Below are 17423 nucleotides of genomic sequence, written 5' to 3'. Positions count from 1 at the left end.
TTGTCATTAACTACGGGAATATGACGCGTTGAAACGATTGGTGCCGGCTCACACTAAAAAATATAACAGCGTTGAATCTCTTCAATATCCTGAGAGCCATCAAATTTGAAACCGCTTACTTTACCGTCATCCTCAATTCCTACAGCAATAGTTCCACCTGAAGCATTGGCAAAGGCGCAAATATGCCGTGCAAGATCATTAAGATGAATACGTGCACTCTTCCGGTCAAAATACTGGCCCTCTGGCAAGGAAATCAATTGCGCAATATTAGAAGATACGACCGCTCGTTTCTTATCACTACGTTTCACGATTGCTATCTCTTCCTCAACAGTCCCAGCTTTACCAACAACAAATAAATATGATAACTATCATAATTCTATATGATTGCTCGATGCACGATTTTGGTATTAAGAGAATTATCAATCTCTACTTTACTCGGCAATTACTCGGCAATTACTCGGCAATCCGCTCTACCTACATCTTCGCCAAGCCTGCCATTACCACAACACACAAGTTTCAATCTCTTAAAAATAAGTGATAGGCAAATATTCGGCATTGGCTCAACATCGCTGTTATCACACAAAAGCACACTCACAAACCGATTCATACCAAACTCAGCAATATGCAAATACCTACTCGGCAATTACTCGGCAATTACTCGGCAATTTGAAAATAAATCCGTTCTTAAGAACCTCAAACTTGTGCGTTTCTACCTAAGGATGTTCTTAACTTCTGAAATTTTTAGAAGTTATGTCTTTGCCGTCGCCGAAATCTTCAGCAACCTGCTTCAACGGGGGTGCGGGCGATTAGTTGGAGACGTTCCTCACTCTGACATCTGAAAAACGCGATCAAAGGCCCCACCGCGCGAGGCAGTTCGAGGCGAGGAAGAGTATCAGCAGCGACACGATGACTGTCCGCAGCAGGAATCCGGCAATGTTCATGGTTCTGAAGTTCTGCGCCAGATGGGCGAGCATCCTACTGATTCTGCCCTTTTGACGGACGCCGGAAGCGCAGCATGCCGCATACATGCCCACGGAATCGCAGATCGCGAACACAAGGAACGTGAGGCAGAGAATCATCGCGAGCATCAGCTGCACGACTTCAAAAAGGCCGCCCATTCCGATCTGGGAGACTCTGCTGCCGATACCGCCAGCCATGCCGGCCCCGTGCGCCCGATTTCCGCTTCCCCCGAACAGCTGGGTGAGCACGCCACCGCTACGGGCTTTTATCGCACGCGTGATGGTGTATGCCGTAACGCAGATAAGCACCAGCGCACGCACGCCGCGGGCTGCAAAGCCTTTCCACAGGGAGCCGGCAGCGATGCGTTTGCGCCCCACGCGGCCGATAACCACGAACTGCAGCAGCACGACAACCATGAGCGCGACGGCCACGAATTCGTAAAAGCCAAAAACGAAAGCCGACACGTCCATCAGCAACATGACCACAACCGCTACGGCAACGATGAAGATAACGGCATCGGACGATACGCGATGCGGACGCTCAGGCTTATCACTAGCCAGACTGTCATCTCCACGATTTTCGGTCGCGCTCTTCTGGAAAAGGCACACGAAGCATTCCAATACCAGCCCGGTGAGCACCTGGGCGACGCTTTCCAACACCACTTTGCACACTACCTTCCGCAACGAAAGACACCGTAAAGAGCCCCATCCCAACAGTTCGTCGGCGAGCGCGAACCGCTTGGAAACGTCCCGGACATCCCGGAAAACAAGCCAACTTTACGCATACAAAATACTAAATTATAACTATAGTTATCGTATTATAAAATAGCGAGCCACACTGCACGTCCATTAACGAACGCACAGTTCATGGTTCATTGCTCATCGTTGACGGTTCGCGATTCAAGCTTCATCGCTTATATCATGGCTCACGATTCACGGCTTTTAACTCATCGCCCATGATTCATAACCCATAATCCGTCATTTACCGACCAAAGCGCCCGTCATCATAATACTCATAATTTCCGTTACGATAAATATCATTCCAATCGCGACCGGGGATGAGGTCATAGGGCATCTGGTGGGCGAAAATCCAGAAGATCACGAGAATGACCAGGACGATGACGCCGAGTTGGCGGGTGGGGGCAGCGAAGAGCATGGTGCCAACCATCAGCACCAGCAGCCGCGCGACATAGAACGCGACGCGAGCGCCGCCGTGCCGCTCCTTGGTCTCGCAGCTCATGTGCGTGAACATACCGCCGAGCGTCTGACCGCGGTGCGTCACCGGAATGAGCACTTCGAAAATGACGAATGAAAGCAGGGTGAAGAACTGGGCCAGGCCGTCCGATACCCCGGTGCCGAACGCGTGGCCGAGGAACATATACGTGCCGTCGGGAAGGTATTTCGACGACTTCTGGAAGAGGTAAATCGAGCCCAGTGTCAGCGAACCGTCCGCGACGACGATGAATACCAGATCGAGCATCAGCGCGACGGCCCGGTGCACCAGCCCAGGCTTTTCGATGACTTCGCTACGGTCCTCCACAGTGCGCACCGGCACCAAAGCCCCGTAAATCCACGCGATGAAGCAGCCGATGATCGCGCCCAACGTGTTGGTCAGCAGATCGTCGACGTCGAACTGGCGGTAGGCGCAGGGGTAGATGCCCCAGACGCCGGTGAGCTGCGAGGTCTCGATAAGCAGGGAGACTGCGAATCCGGCGGGAATCACGGCGTAGAACTTCCAGCGCGCCCAGCGGGAAAGCGCGAAACCAAGCGGGATGAAGAAGACGATGTTGAGCAGGAGCTGCAGAGCCGCCGCCTTGCTACCCGTCGCCAGATCGCTCATGAATTGCATCACATGAAGCTGTGGGTGATGCGCGTACGTCAGGCAGTATGTGGCCGGATCGTCAGGCATCGGGTAAAGCGTGAACGTGACCAGCCCGAGCGCGTATAGCACGCACAGATACGCCGCGAGCACCGCGCTGGAACGCAGGCGATGGTAGCGGTGGTACATTCCCGCCAGAATCGGCAGGGTCAGCAGGGCCGAAAGAAACGGCCAAATCGTCATCGCGAGGATGAACGAGGTGCTGAAATTCCTGATGTAGGCGATCACATCGGCCACTTTAGCGGAAGCAGCTTACGAAATGCTGCAAATCCAACTTACGAAACGCGCAAATCTCAACATTCCGCAACTCACGAATGCGCGACTCCGCCAACTTTCGCGAACACCTCGTGGTGCGCTTGAACCACCCCGAACCTGCTGACGGGCAGGTAGGTGAGCATGGCGACGCCCTTGATGCGGTCGAGCGGGACGAGCCCGTGGTTGCCATCGTTGGTATGGTAGCGGGAATCCGCGGAATTGGCGCGATTGTCGCCGAGGACGAAGACGTTGCCCGGCGTCACCTTCATTTTGAAGGGGAAGCTGCTCGGCTGTACTCCGGCTTTCAGGTACGAGGTTTCGTCGATTGGCACCCCGTTGATCGTCACCGGCGCGCCGTTGCCCTTGCAGGCCACCGTGTCTCCGGGCAGGCCAATCAATCGTTTGACTAAATCGTTGGAGGCAAAAACATTCTCGGAATTCAGCCAGTTTGCGGGGTCTTTGAACACGACGACATCGCCGCGCTTGAGTTTCAGAATGGGCTTGGCAAGCCGGTTGGTGACGATGTGGTCGCCGATATTGAGCGTGGTTTCCATGGAACCGGACGGCACGACGTAAAGGCCAATGACGAATATGCGCAGAAGGCTCACCACGATGACCGCGATGAGGCAGTAAATGAGGACGGACAGGACGTCCTGAACCGTTATGCGGCCGGAAGTGTCCTTCGCATGGGCAGGACCGGATTTTTTCTTTTTCTTGGAAGAATTGTCGCCGGCAGCACGTTGTTTCAAGCCGCTCGTTGACCGTGTGTTTCCCATTTAGTTGCGTCCCAAAATCACTGATTGCGCATTATCAGTCATCACCGAGGGTAACGTGCACACCTCCCACGAGCTGGCTGATGACATTGTAAAGAGCCGCGATGATGACCGCGAACAACGTCGCGACCACAACTTCGACAATCGAAAGAATCGTGACAGTGCTCAAGACGGTGCCGAGCGAGAAAATGCTCGCAAGGTTGAAACCGCCGGTGTCGAGGCCGGTGGAGGAAACGATTTGCGTGACCTGGTCGAAGACGCCGACCACGTTCAAGAGTGCCCAGATAAGCGCGACCGCGACGATCTGGATGATGCCAAACGCGACGGAAAGCAGCAACGTCACCTTGGCCACGGACCAGGCATCGACGCGGGTGAGCGAAAGGCTCATACGGCGTGCGCGCGGGATTCGGCTTTTTTTCTTGCCGGCCGATTTGCCATTCAGCGGCCACGGCGCGGCTTCCGACTTGGAACCGGTGCCTTCGCCAAGGACGGAGCGGGCAACGCGAGGTGAGCGTTCGGATTCGGGCGCGCCAGCACTTGCGCTTTTTGCCTGACGCAACAGATTCTCGTCAACGTTTTCGTCCATTATTGCTCCTTGACATGCCGCGCGGGCCACATAAAATCGCCTGTTTCCGCACAAAACAACCTGCTACGAGGCTATCAGTCTTCGGGGACGAAAAACGACGGTAAGAACCTTGCTTCTCTTGCTCGACAGAAAGTAATCATGTTTCACCATAAGCTGTTTGCAAGTGATATCAGAGATGGCATGTATACTGGCCTCAGACTTTACAGGGGTCGTTTCTGTAGGTCGGTGTTAGCGGAGTTCCCACTGAGATTTTAGGTGGTTGATTATTCAATTTCACTATTGGAATTGACTGTGGGAGCTCTCTTTCTTCTTATTTGTTTTTGTTTACAAATATTGGATGATATCTTAGAAAATCATAAATTTTAATAGACTTCCTCAGCGGACTCGTGATATCTGAATTCTCATCCAACTGTTTTCGCGCAGCTGAGACTAATAATTCATGCAGGGCATCAATATCGGCAAGTTCTTCTTGTGTAAGTACAAGTATATTTTCTGCAGCTTTTTCCTGAAATCTTTCTTTCAATGCAGATAAAGTCTTATCTTTTAATTGTTTTCTGATACGCGTGCGTAATTCCCGATCGCTTTTTGATAAATACGAATCCATTGTTTTATGTTTTTGTATTTCCGAAATAATCCGTTCCCCAGTTATGGGTCCGTCATATTGTGAAAGAATTTTAAACATGGGTAGGCCTCCTGCATTCGATCCCAATGCTTTGTTGAGGTAGCTGCCCACAACTAGTGAAGGCTTAAATGACTTATTACCGAACAATACATCTTCATATAAATCAAGCGGATTGACCGGTTTCCCATACCCATTAACACCAATAGCGGCAACAATGGGTTTATCCGCAGGAAGTTTATTCAAATGCTCAAAATTATCAAGCACCAATGTTGATGATGGTTTGCCTGTCATAGCAATGTTATAGACCTCACGGGAAAGCTGATTCAATACTTTTGGAGCATATAATTGCTTGTTCTCTCCGATGGCCTGATACAACGGCGTAAAGTTGGCGGTAGAAATGGCGGTCATCGTAACATAATGACCATGACCGACATCAAAACTATGCTCTGTTACTTGGCAGTCCGATGTTGAATAATTGACAAAGACGAAACGCTTCGCAAGTTCTTGCGCTTTGTTCGCTCCAGCAAATCGCGCAAGACTTGAGATGACATCACGAACATTCTGATCTTGTAATGAATAACCCAGAAAGATAACCGGGTACTCGCCGAAAATAGTAAGAATCTTCGAAAGCAGGTAATCCTGGTTTTCTTTATAGCGTGAATAATCCTCCTCAGTAAAAACCATGGATTCAGGTTTATCCACTGAACCATGAATCTTATAGATTTCGCCGATTCCGGTCGGGTTCGAAAACAGCAAATCTTCTTGTCCCACATAACAATCGTAATCAGGGAAAATATTCTCAAGCAAATCATCGTAGTTAGTCGTGATGATACCTGCGATCTCGCGAGAGGATTTTCGTAGCTCTTCCAATTCGTCTAAACTTGCAGTAGGTTTCGAATGAAGATGCTCGGAGATATACAACTTCAGCGCAGGCACGCCTTTGGAAAGTAATGAATCATGTTTTTCACTCCAATCCTTTAATCTTGGAGACGAGAGTGCTTTGACAAAATCAGCTTGTATTTTACTGGCAATTCTCGGAAAATTAGGTCCTTCTATATCGACATCATTTGCAGCCTGAACATAATCACGATATTTCCCGAGTGGCTCACCTACCGAAGAACAAATCCACTTTAATAAATCTTCCCAATTCTCATTTCCCGTATAACGACGAGATATTCCAGACCCTACGAAAAGATATGGAATTCTATTGACATCCTTTAATAATTCGCTTATTTGATCATGAATTTTCTGATCGTTTTCTTCATAACTTGTCATACAGCACCTCACAGCAATGTATAAGCACTTTCATTCTCAAAATTGGATGTCTTCTATAGACGATAGTTTACCCTGTTCCCTACAGATGAAAGCAGCTCACCGTTGGCTATATAAAGATATCGTCTGAAAGCTATCGATTTCATATTTAAACGGAGCTATCTGGCAGATACTTTCATAACGATACAAATGAATCAATAGAGCTTGCTTCTTCAACGCAATTATTTCTAGCAAAGAGGCCGTTGATACCCGCAATTCTTGGATATCAACGGCCGTAATCATATCGGACGTATCAGTGATTCAACTTTGTCTATTCTTCAGTCTCACCTTTATCATCAGCTTGTGAAGTTGTCGTGTCTGCTGAATTGGTATCTTTGGAATCGGCATCCGCATTATCAGAGTCATCCTCGTCATCGTCCGTATCGGTGTTGCGGGCGATGGAGAGGATCTCGTCGCCCTTGTCAGGCTTGGCGAGCGTCACACCCTGCGTATTACGACCGGTGCGCTTGACCTCGGAGACGTCAGAACGGATGACCTTGCCGGACTTCATGATGGCGAGAATCTGGTCGGAGTCGGCCACGATGACCGCACCCACGAGTTCACCGCGGCCTTCGTTCATCTGCAGCGCCTTGACACCGAAGCCGTTGCGGCCCTGGAGGCGGTACTGGCTGATGGAGGTGCGCTTGGCGAAGCCCTCGTTGGTGACCACCAGGAGGCTCAGCTCGTCTTCCATATCGGCACGGACCACATCCATGGCCAGCAATTCGTCGCCGTCGCGGAACTTCATGCCCTGCACACCGGCGGTCTGGCGGCCCATCGGGCGCAGCTGCTCGTCGTCGGCCTTGAATTTCAGGCTCATGCCATGCTTGGAAACGAGGATGATGTCGTCGTCCGCGTTGCACAGCGTCGCGCCGATCAGCTCGTCGGCCGGCTCGCCGGTCTCCGGGTCCTCCATCAGGCGCACGGCGATCAGGCCGCCCTGACGGGTGGAATCGTACTGCGCCAGCGGGGTCTTCTTGACCTTGCCGGAGCGGGTGGCGAGCACGAGGTACTTGGCGACTTCGTAATCGGGGATGGAAAGCACGGCCTGGATGGTCTCGTCGGGGGAGAGCTGCAGCAGGTTGGCCACGTGCTGGCCCTTGGAATCGCGGGAGCCTTCCGGCAGCTCGTAGGCCTTCAAGCGGAAGACGCGGCCGCGGTTGGTGAAGAAGAGAATCCAGTTGTGCGTGGAGGTGAGGAAGAAGTGGTCGACCACGTCGTCCTGACGCAGCTTGGCACCCTTGATGCCCTTGCCGCCGCGGTGCTGGGCGCGGTATTCGTCGGCCTTGGTGCGCTTGACGAAGCCGGAGTGCGTCACGGTGACGACCACGTTTTCGTCGGCGATCAGGTCTTCATCGCTCATCTCGCCGGAGAACGGCAGAATCTTGGTGCGGCGTTCGTCGCCGTACTTGGCCACGATCTCGTCAAGTTCGTCGCCCACAATCTTGCGTTCGCGTTCGGGGCTGGCGAGGATGTCGTTGTAATCGGCGATCTTCTTCATCAGCTCGTTGTGCTCGTCGACGATCTTCTGACGTTCCAGAGCAGCGAGACGACGCAGCTGCATGGCCAGAATCGCGTCGGCCTGCACATCGTCGACGTCGAGCAGGTCTTCGAGGCCGGTGCGGGCGGTTTCGACGTCCTTGGAGGCGCGGATGAGGGCGATGACCTCGTCGATCATGTCGAGAGCCTTCAGATAGCCCTGCAGGATGTGGTCGCGGTCTTCGGCCTCGCGCTTCAAATAACGGGTACGACGGTCGATGACTTCCATCTGGTGGTCGACCCAGTGGCTGACGAAGGCGTCGAGCGAAAGGGTGCGCGGCACGTTGTCGACCAGCGCGAGCATGTTGGCGCCGAACGTCTCCTGCAGCTGGGTGTGCTTGTAGAGGTTGTTCAGCACAACCTTCGGCACGGCGTCGCGCTTCAGAATGAGCACGAGACGCTGGCCGGTGCGGCCGGATGTCTCGTCGCGCATGTCGGCGATGCCTTGGATCTTGCCGTCGCGCACGGCATCGCGAATCGAGGCGGCGAGGCGGTCGGGGTTGACCTGGTAAGGAAGCTCGGTGACCACGAGGCACATGCGGCCCTTGATCTCCTCGGTGTTGACCACAGCACGCATGGTGATGAGGCCACGGCCGGTACGGTAGGCCTTCTCGATGCCCTTGTGGCCGAGGATCGTGGCGCCGGTGGGGAAGTCCGGGCCCTTGATGCGCTGCAGCAACGCTTCGAGCAGCTCTTCCTTGGTGGCATCCGGATGATCGAGTGCCCAGTGCACGCCGTCGGCGACCTCGCGCATGTTGTGCGGAGGGATGTTGGTGGCCATGCCCACGGCGATGCCGGAGGAGCCGTTGACCAGAAGGTTCGGGAAGCGGGCGGGGAGTACCGTCGGCTCCTGCGTCTTGCCGTCGTAATTCGGCACGAAATCGACGGTGTCCTTGTCGATGTCGCGTACCATTTCCATCGCGAGCGGCGCCATGCGGCATTCGGTATAACGCATTGCGGCCGCGGGGTCGTCGCCCGGAGAGCCGAAGTTGCCCTGGCCATCGACCAGCATGTAGCGCATCGACCAAGACTGGGCCATACGCACCAACGTGTCGTAGATGGCGGAGTCGCCGTGCGGGTGGTACTTGCCCATCACGTCGCCGACGACGCGGGAGCACTTGTTGTAGCCGCGGTCGGGGCGATAGCCGCCGTCGTACATCGCGTAGATCACGCGGCGATGCACCGGCTTCATGCCGTCGCGCACGTCGGGGAGCGCGCGTTCGACGATCACGGAAAGGGAGTAGGCGAGATAGGACTCGCGCATCTCCTGGCCCAAGTCGATACGCTGGATGCGTTCGCCTTTCATCAGGCCGTAATCGGTGTTGTCGGCCTCCTGCGGGCTCAACGGCTCGAGCGCGCCACCGGGGATGTACTCGTCATCGCCGCTGTCATTGTTGTTATTGTTTTCGTCTGCCACTGTAAATCCTTATATCTTTAAAAATCATTCAGTTAGATTGCTATTCATTCGTTTTGAACAGCATCAGACACGTTAAGCGTCGATGAACTTCGCACTCGGAGCGTTGCGCTGGATGAACTCGCGGCGCGGTGCGACCTCGTCGCCCATGAGCATGGAGAAGGTCTCGTCGGCCTGGGCCGCGTCCTCGATCTCGACCTGCTTCAGGATGCGATGCTCTGGATCCATGGTGGTGCCCCACAGCTCCTGATAGCTCATCTCGCCCAAGCCCTTGTAGCGCTGGATGCCTTCGCCCTTCGGCAGCTGGCGTCCGGCCTCCTTGCCCTCTTTCAAGACACGGTCACGTTCGGCGTCGGTGTAAACGAAGCTGTGCGGGCCCTTGGTCCACTTGATTCGGTACAGCGGCGGCATGGCAACGTAGACGTAGCCGGCGTAAATCATCGGGCGCATGTAGCGGAAGAAGAGCGTCAGGTTGAGCGTCGCGATGTGTGCGCCGTCGACATCTGCATCGGCCATGATGATGACCTTGTGGTAGCGCACCTTGTTGATGTCGAAGTCCTCACCGTATCCGCCGCCAACGGCCGTAATCAGGGCTTCGATGGTGTCGGATTTCATGATGCGGTCGATGGAGGCGCGCTCGGTGTTCAGGATCTTGCCACGAAGCGGCAGGATGGCCTGCGTGATCGGATTGCGGCCCTGGATGGCGGAGCCGCCTGCGGAATCGCCCTCGACGATGAACAGCTCGCATTCCTCGGGGTTGTTGGACTGGCAGTCCTTCAGCTTGTCGGGCATGCCGGCGGTCTCGAAAACGGACTTGCGGCGCGTGTTCTCGCGGGCCTTCTTGGCGGCGATACGCGCGTGCGAGGCCTCAAGCGCCTTCTGGATGATGTTCTTGGCATCGCTCGGGTGGGAGTCGAACCAGTCGCCGAGGCGGTCGGTCATCACGCGCTGCACGAAGGTCTTGGCTTCGGAATTGCCGAGCTTGGTCTTGGTCTGGCCTTCGAACTGCGGGTTGGTGAGCTTGACGGACACCACAGCGGTGAGACCTTCGCGGACGTCGTCGCCGGAGAGGTTGTCATCCTTCTCCTTGAGGAGGTTCTTGTCGCGTGCGTAGCGGTTGACCAGGCTGGTCAGCGCGGCGCGGAAGCCCTCTTCGTGGGTGCCGCCTTCCGTGGTGGAAATTGTGTTGGCGAAGGTGTGCACGGCCTCGGAATAGGCGGTGGTCCATTGCAGCGCGATTTCGGCGGAAATGCCGAGGTTCAGGTCTTCGGCCTCAAGGTCGATGACCTCTTCCTCAATCGGTGTGGCCTTGCGGGACTTGACCAGATAAGCGACGTAATCCTTGATGCCGTTCTGGTAGCAGTAGGAGACGGTCTCCGGCTTTTCTTCGGTGGCATCGTCCTCACCGGCGACCTCATCGCCAGCGACATTGTGCTTGCGCTCGTCGGTCAATGTAATACGAAGACCCTTGTTGAGGAACGCCATCTGCTGGAAGCGGGAACGCAGCGTCTCGAAGTCATATTCGGTGGTCTCGAAGATCTTCGGATCGGCCCAGAAGGTGACGGACGTGCCGGTGGACTCGTCTTCGGCCATCGACGCACCCTGCTTCAACGGGGCGGTGGCCTTCTGGTCCTTGAAGCTTTGCGTCCAGTGATAGCCCTGGCGGCGCACCTCCACGTCGATTTCGGTGGAAAGCGCGTTGACCACGGAGATACCAACGCCGTGCAGGCCGCCGGAGACCGCGTAACCGCCGCCGCCGAACTTGCCGCCTGCGTGCAGCTTAGTCATCACCGTCTCAACGCCGGAGACGCCTTCGCCGGGCACTTCATCGACCGGGATGCCGCGGCCGTTGTCGACCACACGTACACCGTTGTCAGGCAGGATGGTCACTTCGATATGCGTGGCATAGCCGGCGAGCGCCTCATCGACGGAGTTGTCGACGATCTCGTAAACCAGGTGGTGCAAGCCGCGCGGGCCGGTGGAGCCGATATACATACCCGGACGGATACGCACGGCCTCCAGGCCTTCCAAAACCCTCAGATCGCTGGCGTCATAATGCTCGGGCGCAAGAGAATCATCAAGTTGCGCATCTTCCAAGGCATCGGTTTCAGCGGCAATCTGCGCTTCGGTTTTGGGTTCGTTGCTGCCATCATCGGCGGCATTGGTATTCTCATTATTCACTTCAGAGTCTGCCACAAGGTTCCTTCCTGGATTTTCCCTCGCACGAAAGGCTTTCTGCGCGGGCGATACACTCTAGAAAGCAAATAACGGGGCCTTCTAGGGGTTTAACCATATAGTGGTCATTTTACTCGGATATGGGGACTTTCAAGGCATTGCCCCCAAAATATGAAATTTTAGATTTTATAATTTTTATCGCCGCATATAACGGTTTGGATAGCGTCGGCCAGCGGCCCCGCGGCGGAAGTTGTGCGATTGTGGGCCGGTGACGCGGATTTCGCGGATTTCCAGGCCTTTGAGCCGCTGACGGATGGTGGCTGTGAGCTGGGGGATGAGGTAGGTCAGCTGCGTGGCCCAGGCGTTGGATTCGGTGTTGATGGTGAGCACGCCGTCGCGGAAATCGATGACCACGGAATGGCTGGCGATGGCTGGGCCGACCACCTGATCCCAGTGGTTGCGCAGTTGCGCGAGCTTCAGGTGTGGGGTCCAGTCGCCGTCGGCGGCGATGACGGACATGACCCCGCCGAGCTTGCCCGGGTCGCGCCCCGGCTTGCCGAAGTTGTTCCACGCGCTCTCCTCGCGCACTTTCCACTCCTTGCGTGCGCCTGCTCGCGACGAGAGGCGGTTGAAGACTTCGGCGGGCAGTTTGCGCTGATCAAGATGCAGTTGTTCGGCAATCGGCGGTTTCATGATTCCGCCCCGTCGGTGTCATTATTGTTTTCCCTCGCAGCTTGCAGTTGCGCCACCAGATTCGCATTCTCGTCCTCACTGCCGGCCTTAAGCTCGGCGACGTCGATGATGGTTGCTTTTCCGGCCTGCGTGGCATTTAACGGGATATCGCCGGCGGCAGCAACGGTGATGAGCACCTGGTCCTGCTGCATCGCGAAGTCGAGAATCTGACGCCGCCGGGTCTCGTCGAGCTGTGCGAAGACATCATCGAGGATGACAATGGGCTTGACCTGCTGCGCTTCGGCGATTTCGTTGAACAGCGCCATTTTCAGCGCGAGCGCCATGGTCCACATCTCACCGTTGGAGGCGAATTCGCGGGCGGGCATATCGTCGAGCGTCAGGGTCATATCGTCGCGATGCGGGCCGATAAGGTTGCGTCCACGTGCGATTTCGCCGGCATAGAGCCGCTGATAATGTTTGCTGATTTCTGGCTCAGGCTGCTCGAAGTCCAGCACTTCTTCGAACGAAGGCGCGTATGAGAGCCCGGCGTGCTGCGGTTTGCCGGCGAGTTCGTCGTAAATGCTTGAGAACGGTCCGGCCAAGCGCTCAATCAATCCGGCGCGAGCGCGGGTCAGGGCAACTCCGACACCGATGAACTGCCCGGTCCATATTTCCAACCCGTTAAGCGCGGCATCTTGCGCATCTGCGGGCTCATTGCGTTGCCCGAGCTGCTTCAACAATGCTGCCCGCTGTTTGGCGATTTTGTTGGCATTGGAGAGGTTGGCGGCATAGCCGGGAATGAGCAACGAGCCAGCCTGGTCGAGGAATCCGCGCCTTCCCGCCGGGTCGCCCGCCACCAGTCGCTGATCATCGGGCGTAAACGAGACGCTGGGCACTTTGCCCACGATATCGCGCATATACAGCGAGTTTCCGCCGTTGATGCGTCCACGGTTGGCTCCTCGCGCCGCGATGGTTACCTCGTAGGTGGTCTCACGAACATTGCTATCCGCCGGGTACTTGTTACTCTCAACGCTTTCCTGAGTCGTAGCATCACCAATGAGTGCCCCGCTACCTCGTTCTTCACTGCTTGACTGCTTAGCGTTTGCAGCAAACCCATCAATCGGCGAATTTACAGCAACCTGAACGCTGTCGTTGTTGACGGATTCATAAGTAGCTTCGACATCATTGTCGTCATCATTACCGTTGGTTTCGTTGACATTGGCACGGATGGTTGCCTTGGCCTCGCCGCGTTCGATCAACGGCAGCGTGCTGGAGACACGGTGGCTGGAGCCGGTGGAGAGCACTTCGACGGCTTCGACGATGTTGGTCTTTCCCAGGCCGTTCGCGCCTTTGAGAATGGTGACCCCGGGGATGAAATCGACGACAAGGTAAGGCCATGAACGGAAATGGTCAAGCGCGAGCCGCGAGATATACACCCGAACCCCTTACCTTGTCTGTTTTAATAGGAATAAACCGGAAAAGAAAAATATCTTACGGTGTTCAACTTTATTGGTTAACACCGTAAGATAAATTTCATATCATCACAATCAGTTGAAACGCATCGGCACGAGCAGGTAGCGATAATCCATCGATTCGTCGGAATCGGCTTCCTGCTGCCCGTTGAACTCGACCGGCTTGACGGCGGTGGTCATCTTCATGCGCACGAACGGTTCAGTAATCGCGCTCAGACCTTCGATCAGGTATGACGGATTGAAAGCAACGGTGATGTTCTCGCCGTCCATGTCGATATCGAGCACTTCCTTGGCCTGCGATTCGTCGGCGGTTCCGGCGGAAAGGGTCAGGGTCGAGCCTTCGAAGACCATGCGAATCGGCGCATTACGTTCCGCGACGAGTGCCACACGTTTGATGGCGCCGAGCAGCGCTTCCTTGGAAATGACGGCCTCGATCGGATATTCGTCGGCGAAAAGACGGTCGACCGCAGGGAATTCGCCGTCGATCAGCTGCGAGGTCGAAACGCGTCCGGCGTTCTCAAAACCAAGCAATGACGGGCTTTCCGGGTTGAAATCGATGACCACGTTCTGATGTTCGTCGACAGCGCGGGCCACATCACGCAGAAGCGAGCCGCGAACCAACGTTTCGGTTTGCAAATCGCTGTCCTGCGGGGTCCAAGTGAAGCTGGAACGGGAAAGACGGAAGCGATCGGTCGAGGTCATCACGACTTTTTCGCCGTTGAACTGGATGCGCACGCCGGTCAGAACCGGGCGGTTTTCCTCATGCGAAACCGCAACGGAAGCCTGCGAAACCGCCTGAACAAAGGTCGGAGCATCGACCTGTCCGAGCATCGCCGGGGCTTCGGGCAGATCCGGATATTCGCTTTCCGGCATGAGCTGCAGATTGAAGGTCGACTTGCCCGACGTGATCGTCAATGTGGTGTCGGTGGTGGCAAGATAGGCTTTTTCCTGCGGCAGCGACTTGGTGATATCGGCCAGCAGCTTGCCTTGGACGAGCACTTTTCCTGCTTCGTCGACACCGGCTTCGATGTGGTGGCGCGCGGAAATCTCATAGTTGAAGGCGGAAAGTTGCAATGTGCCATCTGCTGCTTCGAGCTTGATGCCGGCGAGAATCGGGTTGGCCGGTCGTGCATCGATGACACGGGTGGTCCAGGCAACCGCGTCCGCGAGTGCGGTGGAGTTGATTTCGACTTTCATAATGCTCCTACTTTGGGTGATAACTGGTTTCTATTCTAGTTGCTTCTTTTCATCGTGAGATGCAGATTCAACTTGCTCACTTTGCTTGCGATGATGAAACGTAAGCTTGCTCTAGTAATCAGGATAATAAGCACTGTGAATATGTGGATAACTGCTCAAACCGCTTACGAACAGCGTTATCCACCGCCCGTGTCTATGTGGATAACTCTATGACAATTTGTGGATAAAACGCCAAGTTATCCACCGTCCGGGCTTCATGCTTTTTCTATCCACACTTTCTGAAGACTCATCCACGACTTTTCCACAGCCTTTTCTGGGGGTATCCACGGTTTATCCGCCGAGTTTTTCCCCATTTGTGAATAACTATGTGGATAAATTTTCTGATTTTTCTTTCCACAATCGGTGTGTCGCAAAGTGGATAACGCAAAAACCGGCCAAAATCGTCTGACAGAAGCGCTGTGACGGACGGTGAATAATGATGCGAATATTGTATATATGCATTACACGCGGAAGTCGCCGCGACGTCGAAAACTAGTCTTCCGGGTGCTGCTTCAAGCGGACGGTGAGTTCCATGACGTAGTTGTAGATCTCTTGTTTTTCCTGCATTTCGTTGGAGATGCGGGTGTAGGCGTGCATCACGGTGGTGTGGTCGCGGCCGCCGAAGACCTCGCCGATGTCCACCAGGCTCATGCTGGTCATCTCACGGGCCAGATACATGGCGATCTGCCGCGCTAGCGCGACGTTCTTGGTGCGTGCGCGGCCGACGAGGTCGTCGAATGTCAAGTGGAAGTATTTGGCCACCTGGCCGATGATGTCGGTCGGCTTGATCTCGACGTCGGTGGTGAAGAAGTCCTGCAAAGTCTGCTCGGCCAAAGCGCGCGAAACCGGCTGGTTGCTGAGCGACGCCACGGCGGTGACACGTGTCAGCGCCCCTTCGAGCTCGCGGATGTTCTCCGTGAAGCGTTCGGCGATGAGGTCGAGCACGTCGTTGGGGATGTTGGAATGATTCATCGAAGCCATCATGCGCAGGATGGCGATGCGGGTCTCGAGGTCCGGCGGCTTGACGTCGACGGTCAGGCCCGATTCGAAGCGGGAAATCAGGCGCGCCTCGAAGCCCTTCAGGTTCTTCGGCGCGACATCCGAGGCGATGACGATGCGCTTGCCGGCCTGGTAGAGCGCGTTGAAGGTGTGGAAGAATTGCTCGAGCGTGGCTTCCTTGCCGCCCAGGAACTGGATGTCATCGATCAGCAGCACGTCGACCTCGCGGTAGCGGCGGTTGAACGCGGCGATCTGGCCCTGGCTCTGGTTCGGGGTCTGCAGCGCCTCGATGAACTCGTTGGTGAATTCCTCGCTGGTGACGTAGCGCACTTTGAGTGTGCTGTCTTTGACGAGCGCGTAGTTGCCGATGGCGTTCAGAAGGTGGGTTTTGCCCAGCCCCGAGCCGCCGTAGATACACAGCGGGTTGAAGTCCTTGCCGCTGCCCTCGGCCACCGCCAGCGCCACGGTGCGGGCGAAACGGTTGGAGTCGCCGGGCACGAAGGTGTCGAAGGTCGCGTTCTTGTTGAGGTGCGTCTGCGGGTCGCGCGCGGTTTTCTGGTCGTCCACCTCGAACGGCTGGACGGGCTGCGAAACGGGCTTGGATGCCGGTTGCGCAGCCGGTTGGGAAGCGATGGATTGCGAGGCCGACGGCTGCAACGCCCCGGATTGCCTCTTTTGCGCCGGGATATTGCGGTTCTGCTGGGTGCCGGAGGCGGGATTGCCCGCGAAATTCGCGTTGTTTTCCCGATTCCCGGACTCGAAGGAAGGCTGGGGAGCCGGGAAGCCGGACTCGCGGGGGTAGGCCACCCCGCTGCGGGATTGGCGGGACTGATTGGCTTGGTTGGCCTGATTGCCGAAGTCGTTGCCGTAACCGTTTGCGCCGGCCGCTGGCCTGCGTTCCGCGAACTCGGGTTCATCGAACGAAAGCTGCGAGGCCTGCGGGGCGTTGGCCTTGGGCGCGTAACGATTGTAAGGATCGGCTTGGTTTGGACGCCCGTATGGGTTGGCCGGCTTGGTGGGATTGGCCGATGTGTTCATTTCGCCCATTTCGTCGGCGCCGTAACCGTTTGCGCCTGTCTGGCTTGGGTTTTCGAAACCGTTGCCGAAGTTCTCGGAGGTTGCGCCGGCGTTCTGACCGGTTGGGGCGGTGCCTTCGTCGTTGGCCTGCACGCTCTCGGGAGCGTTGGCAGCAGGGGCGTTGGCAGCGGAGGCATTGGCAGCGGAACCGCTGGCTTCAGGGATGCTGGTTTCGGGCGCGGCGATTTTGAACGCGGGGAACATGTCATGCCCGGTAGCGAGCTTCAGAGCCCCGAGCAGCGCCTGGTTGAGCTCGCCCTGCAGCGCCTGCTGGGTGGCCGCGTTCGTCACGCACAACACGATGGTCGGGCCGAAAACGCCCTCGGGCCGCACGCCTTCGAGCCAGCCCTTGCTGCGCGGGGTGATCGAACTGTCCTGCTGCAGCACCGCCAGAGCGTCGTTCCAGATGCGTATGGCTTGGGCTATCGGGTCGTTCGACTCATCTGCCATGGTG

General features: G+C 55.9%; 12 protein-coding genes. All 12 read right to left on the bottom strand.

The window, feature by feature from the left end; translation table 11 throughout:
* Positions 1-53: 53 nt before the first annotated feature.
* A complete protein-coding gene (locus OZX62_RS00060; RefSeq protein ID WP_277176034.1) occupies positions 54-308 on the bottom strand; it encodes an ATP-binding protein in 255 nt (84 codons plus the stop codon).
* A 540-nt stretch (positions 309-848) separates the two neighbouring features.
* Positions 849-1622 carry a hypothetical protein gene (locus tag OZX62_RS00055; RefSeq protein WP_277176033.1) on the bottom strand — a complete coding sequence of 258 codons (774 nt, stop codon included), beginning with the start codon at positions 1620-1622 and terminating at the stop codon, positions 849-851.
* 319 nt (positions 1623-1941) lie between these two features.
* The gene (locus OZX62_RS00050) at positions 1942-3075 is read right to left on the bottom strand and encodes a VanZ family protein (RefSeq protein WP_277176032.1); all 1134 of its coding nucleotides are present in this window, start codon (positions 3073-3075) and stop codon (positions 1942-1944) included.
* Positions 3076-3146: 71 nt separating this feature from the next.
* Positions 3147-3842 carry a signal peptidase I gene (gene lepB / locus OZX62_RS00045; RefSeq protein WP_277176031.1) on the bottom strand — a complete coding sequence of 232 codons (696 nt, stop codon included), beginning with the start codon at positions 3840-3842 and terminating at the stop codon, positions 3147-3149.
* A gap of 61 nt (positions 3843-3903) precedes the next feature.
* Positions 3904-4452 carry a DUF3566 domain-containing protein gene (locus OZX62_RS00040; RefSeq protein WP_277176030.1) on the bottom strand — a complete coding sequence of 183 codons (549 nt, stop codon included), beginning with the start codon at positions 4450-4452 and terminating at the stop codon, positions 3904-3906.
* Positions 4453-4762: 310 nt separating this feature from the next.
* Positions 4763-6349, bottom strand: coding sequence for an SIR2 family protein (locus OZX62_RS00035; RefSeq protein ID WP_277176029.1), 1587 nt, complete (start codon positions 6347-6349; stop codon positions 4763-4765).
* Positions 6350-6656: 307 nt separating this feature from the next.
* Positions 6657-9341 carry a DNA gyrase subunit A gene (gene gyrA, locus OZX62_RS00030; protein ID WP_277176028.1) on the bottom strand — a complete coding sequence of 895 codons (2685 nt, stop codon included), beginning with the start codon at positions 9339-9341 and terminating at the stop codon, positions 6657-6659.
* 72 nt (positions 9342-9413) lie between these two features.
* Positions 9414-11456, bottom strand: a complete 2043-nt coding sequence (gene gyrB / locus OZX62_RS00025; protein ID WP_348519314.1) for a DNA topoisomerase (ATP-hydrolyzing) subunit B — start codon at positions 11454-11456, stop codon at positions 9414-9416.
* 252 nt (positions 11457-11708) lie between these two features.
* Positions 11709-12206 carry a DUF721 domain-containing protein gene (locus OZX62_RS00020; RefSeq protein ID WP_277176027.1) on the bottom strand — a complete coding sequence of 166 codons (498 nt, stop codon included), beginning with the start codon at positions 12204-12206 and terminating at the stop codon, positions 11709-11711.
* Complete coding sequence (gene recF / locus OZX62_RS00015) at positions 12203-13621, bottom strand: DNA replication and repair protein RecF (RefSeq protein WP_277176026.1); 1419 nt, start codon at positions 13619-13621, stop codon at positions 12203-12205. The genes OZX62_RS00020 and recF overlap by 4 nt, the downstream gene beginning before the upstream one ends.
* Before the next feature lie 111 nt (positions 13622-13732).
* Entirely contained in the window at positions 13733-14854 is a 1122-nt protein-coding gene (gene dnaN, locus OZX62_RS00010; protein WP_277176025.1) for a DNA polymerase III subunit beta, read from the bottom strand.
* A 531-nt stretch (positions 14855-15385) separates the two neighbouring features.
* Positions 15386-17419: a chromosomal replication initiator protein DnaA gene (gene dnaA / locus OZX62_RS00005; RefSeq protein WP_277176024.1), complete on the bottom strand. Its 2034-nt coding sequence runs from the start codon at positions 17417-17419 to the stop codon at positions 15386-15388.
* Positions 17420-17423 lie beyond the last annotated feature (4 nt).

Source organism: Bifidobacterium sp. ESL0690 (assembly GCF_029392315.1).
GTDB lineage: Bacteria > Actinomycetota > Actinomycetes > Actinomycetales > Bifidobacteriaceae > Bifidobacterium.
This window is presented reverse-complemented; position numbering and strand designations above follow the sequence as displayed.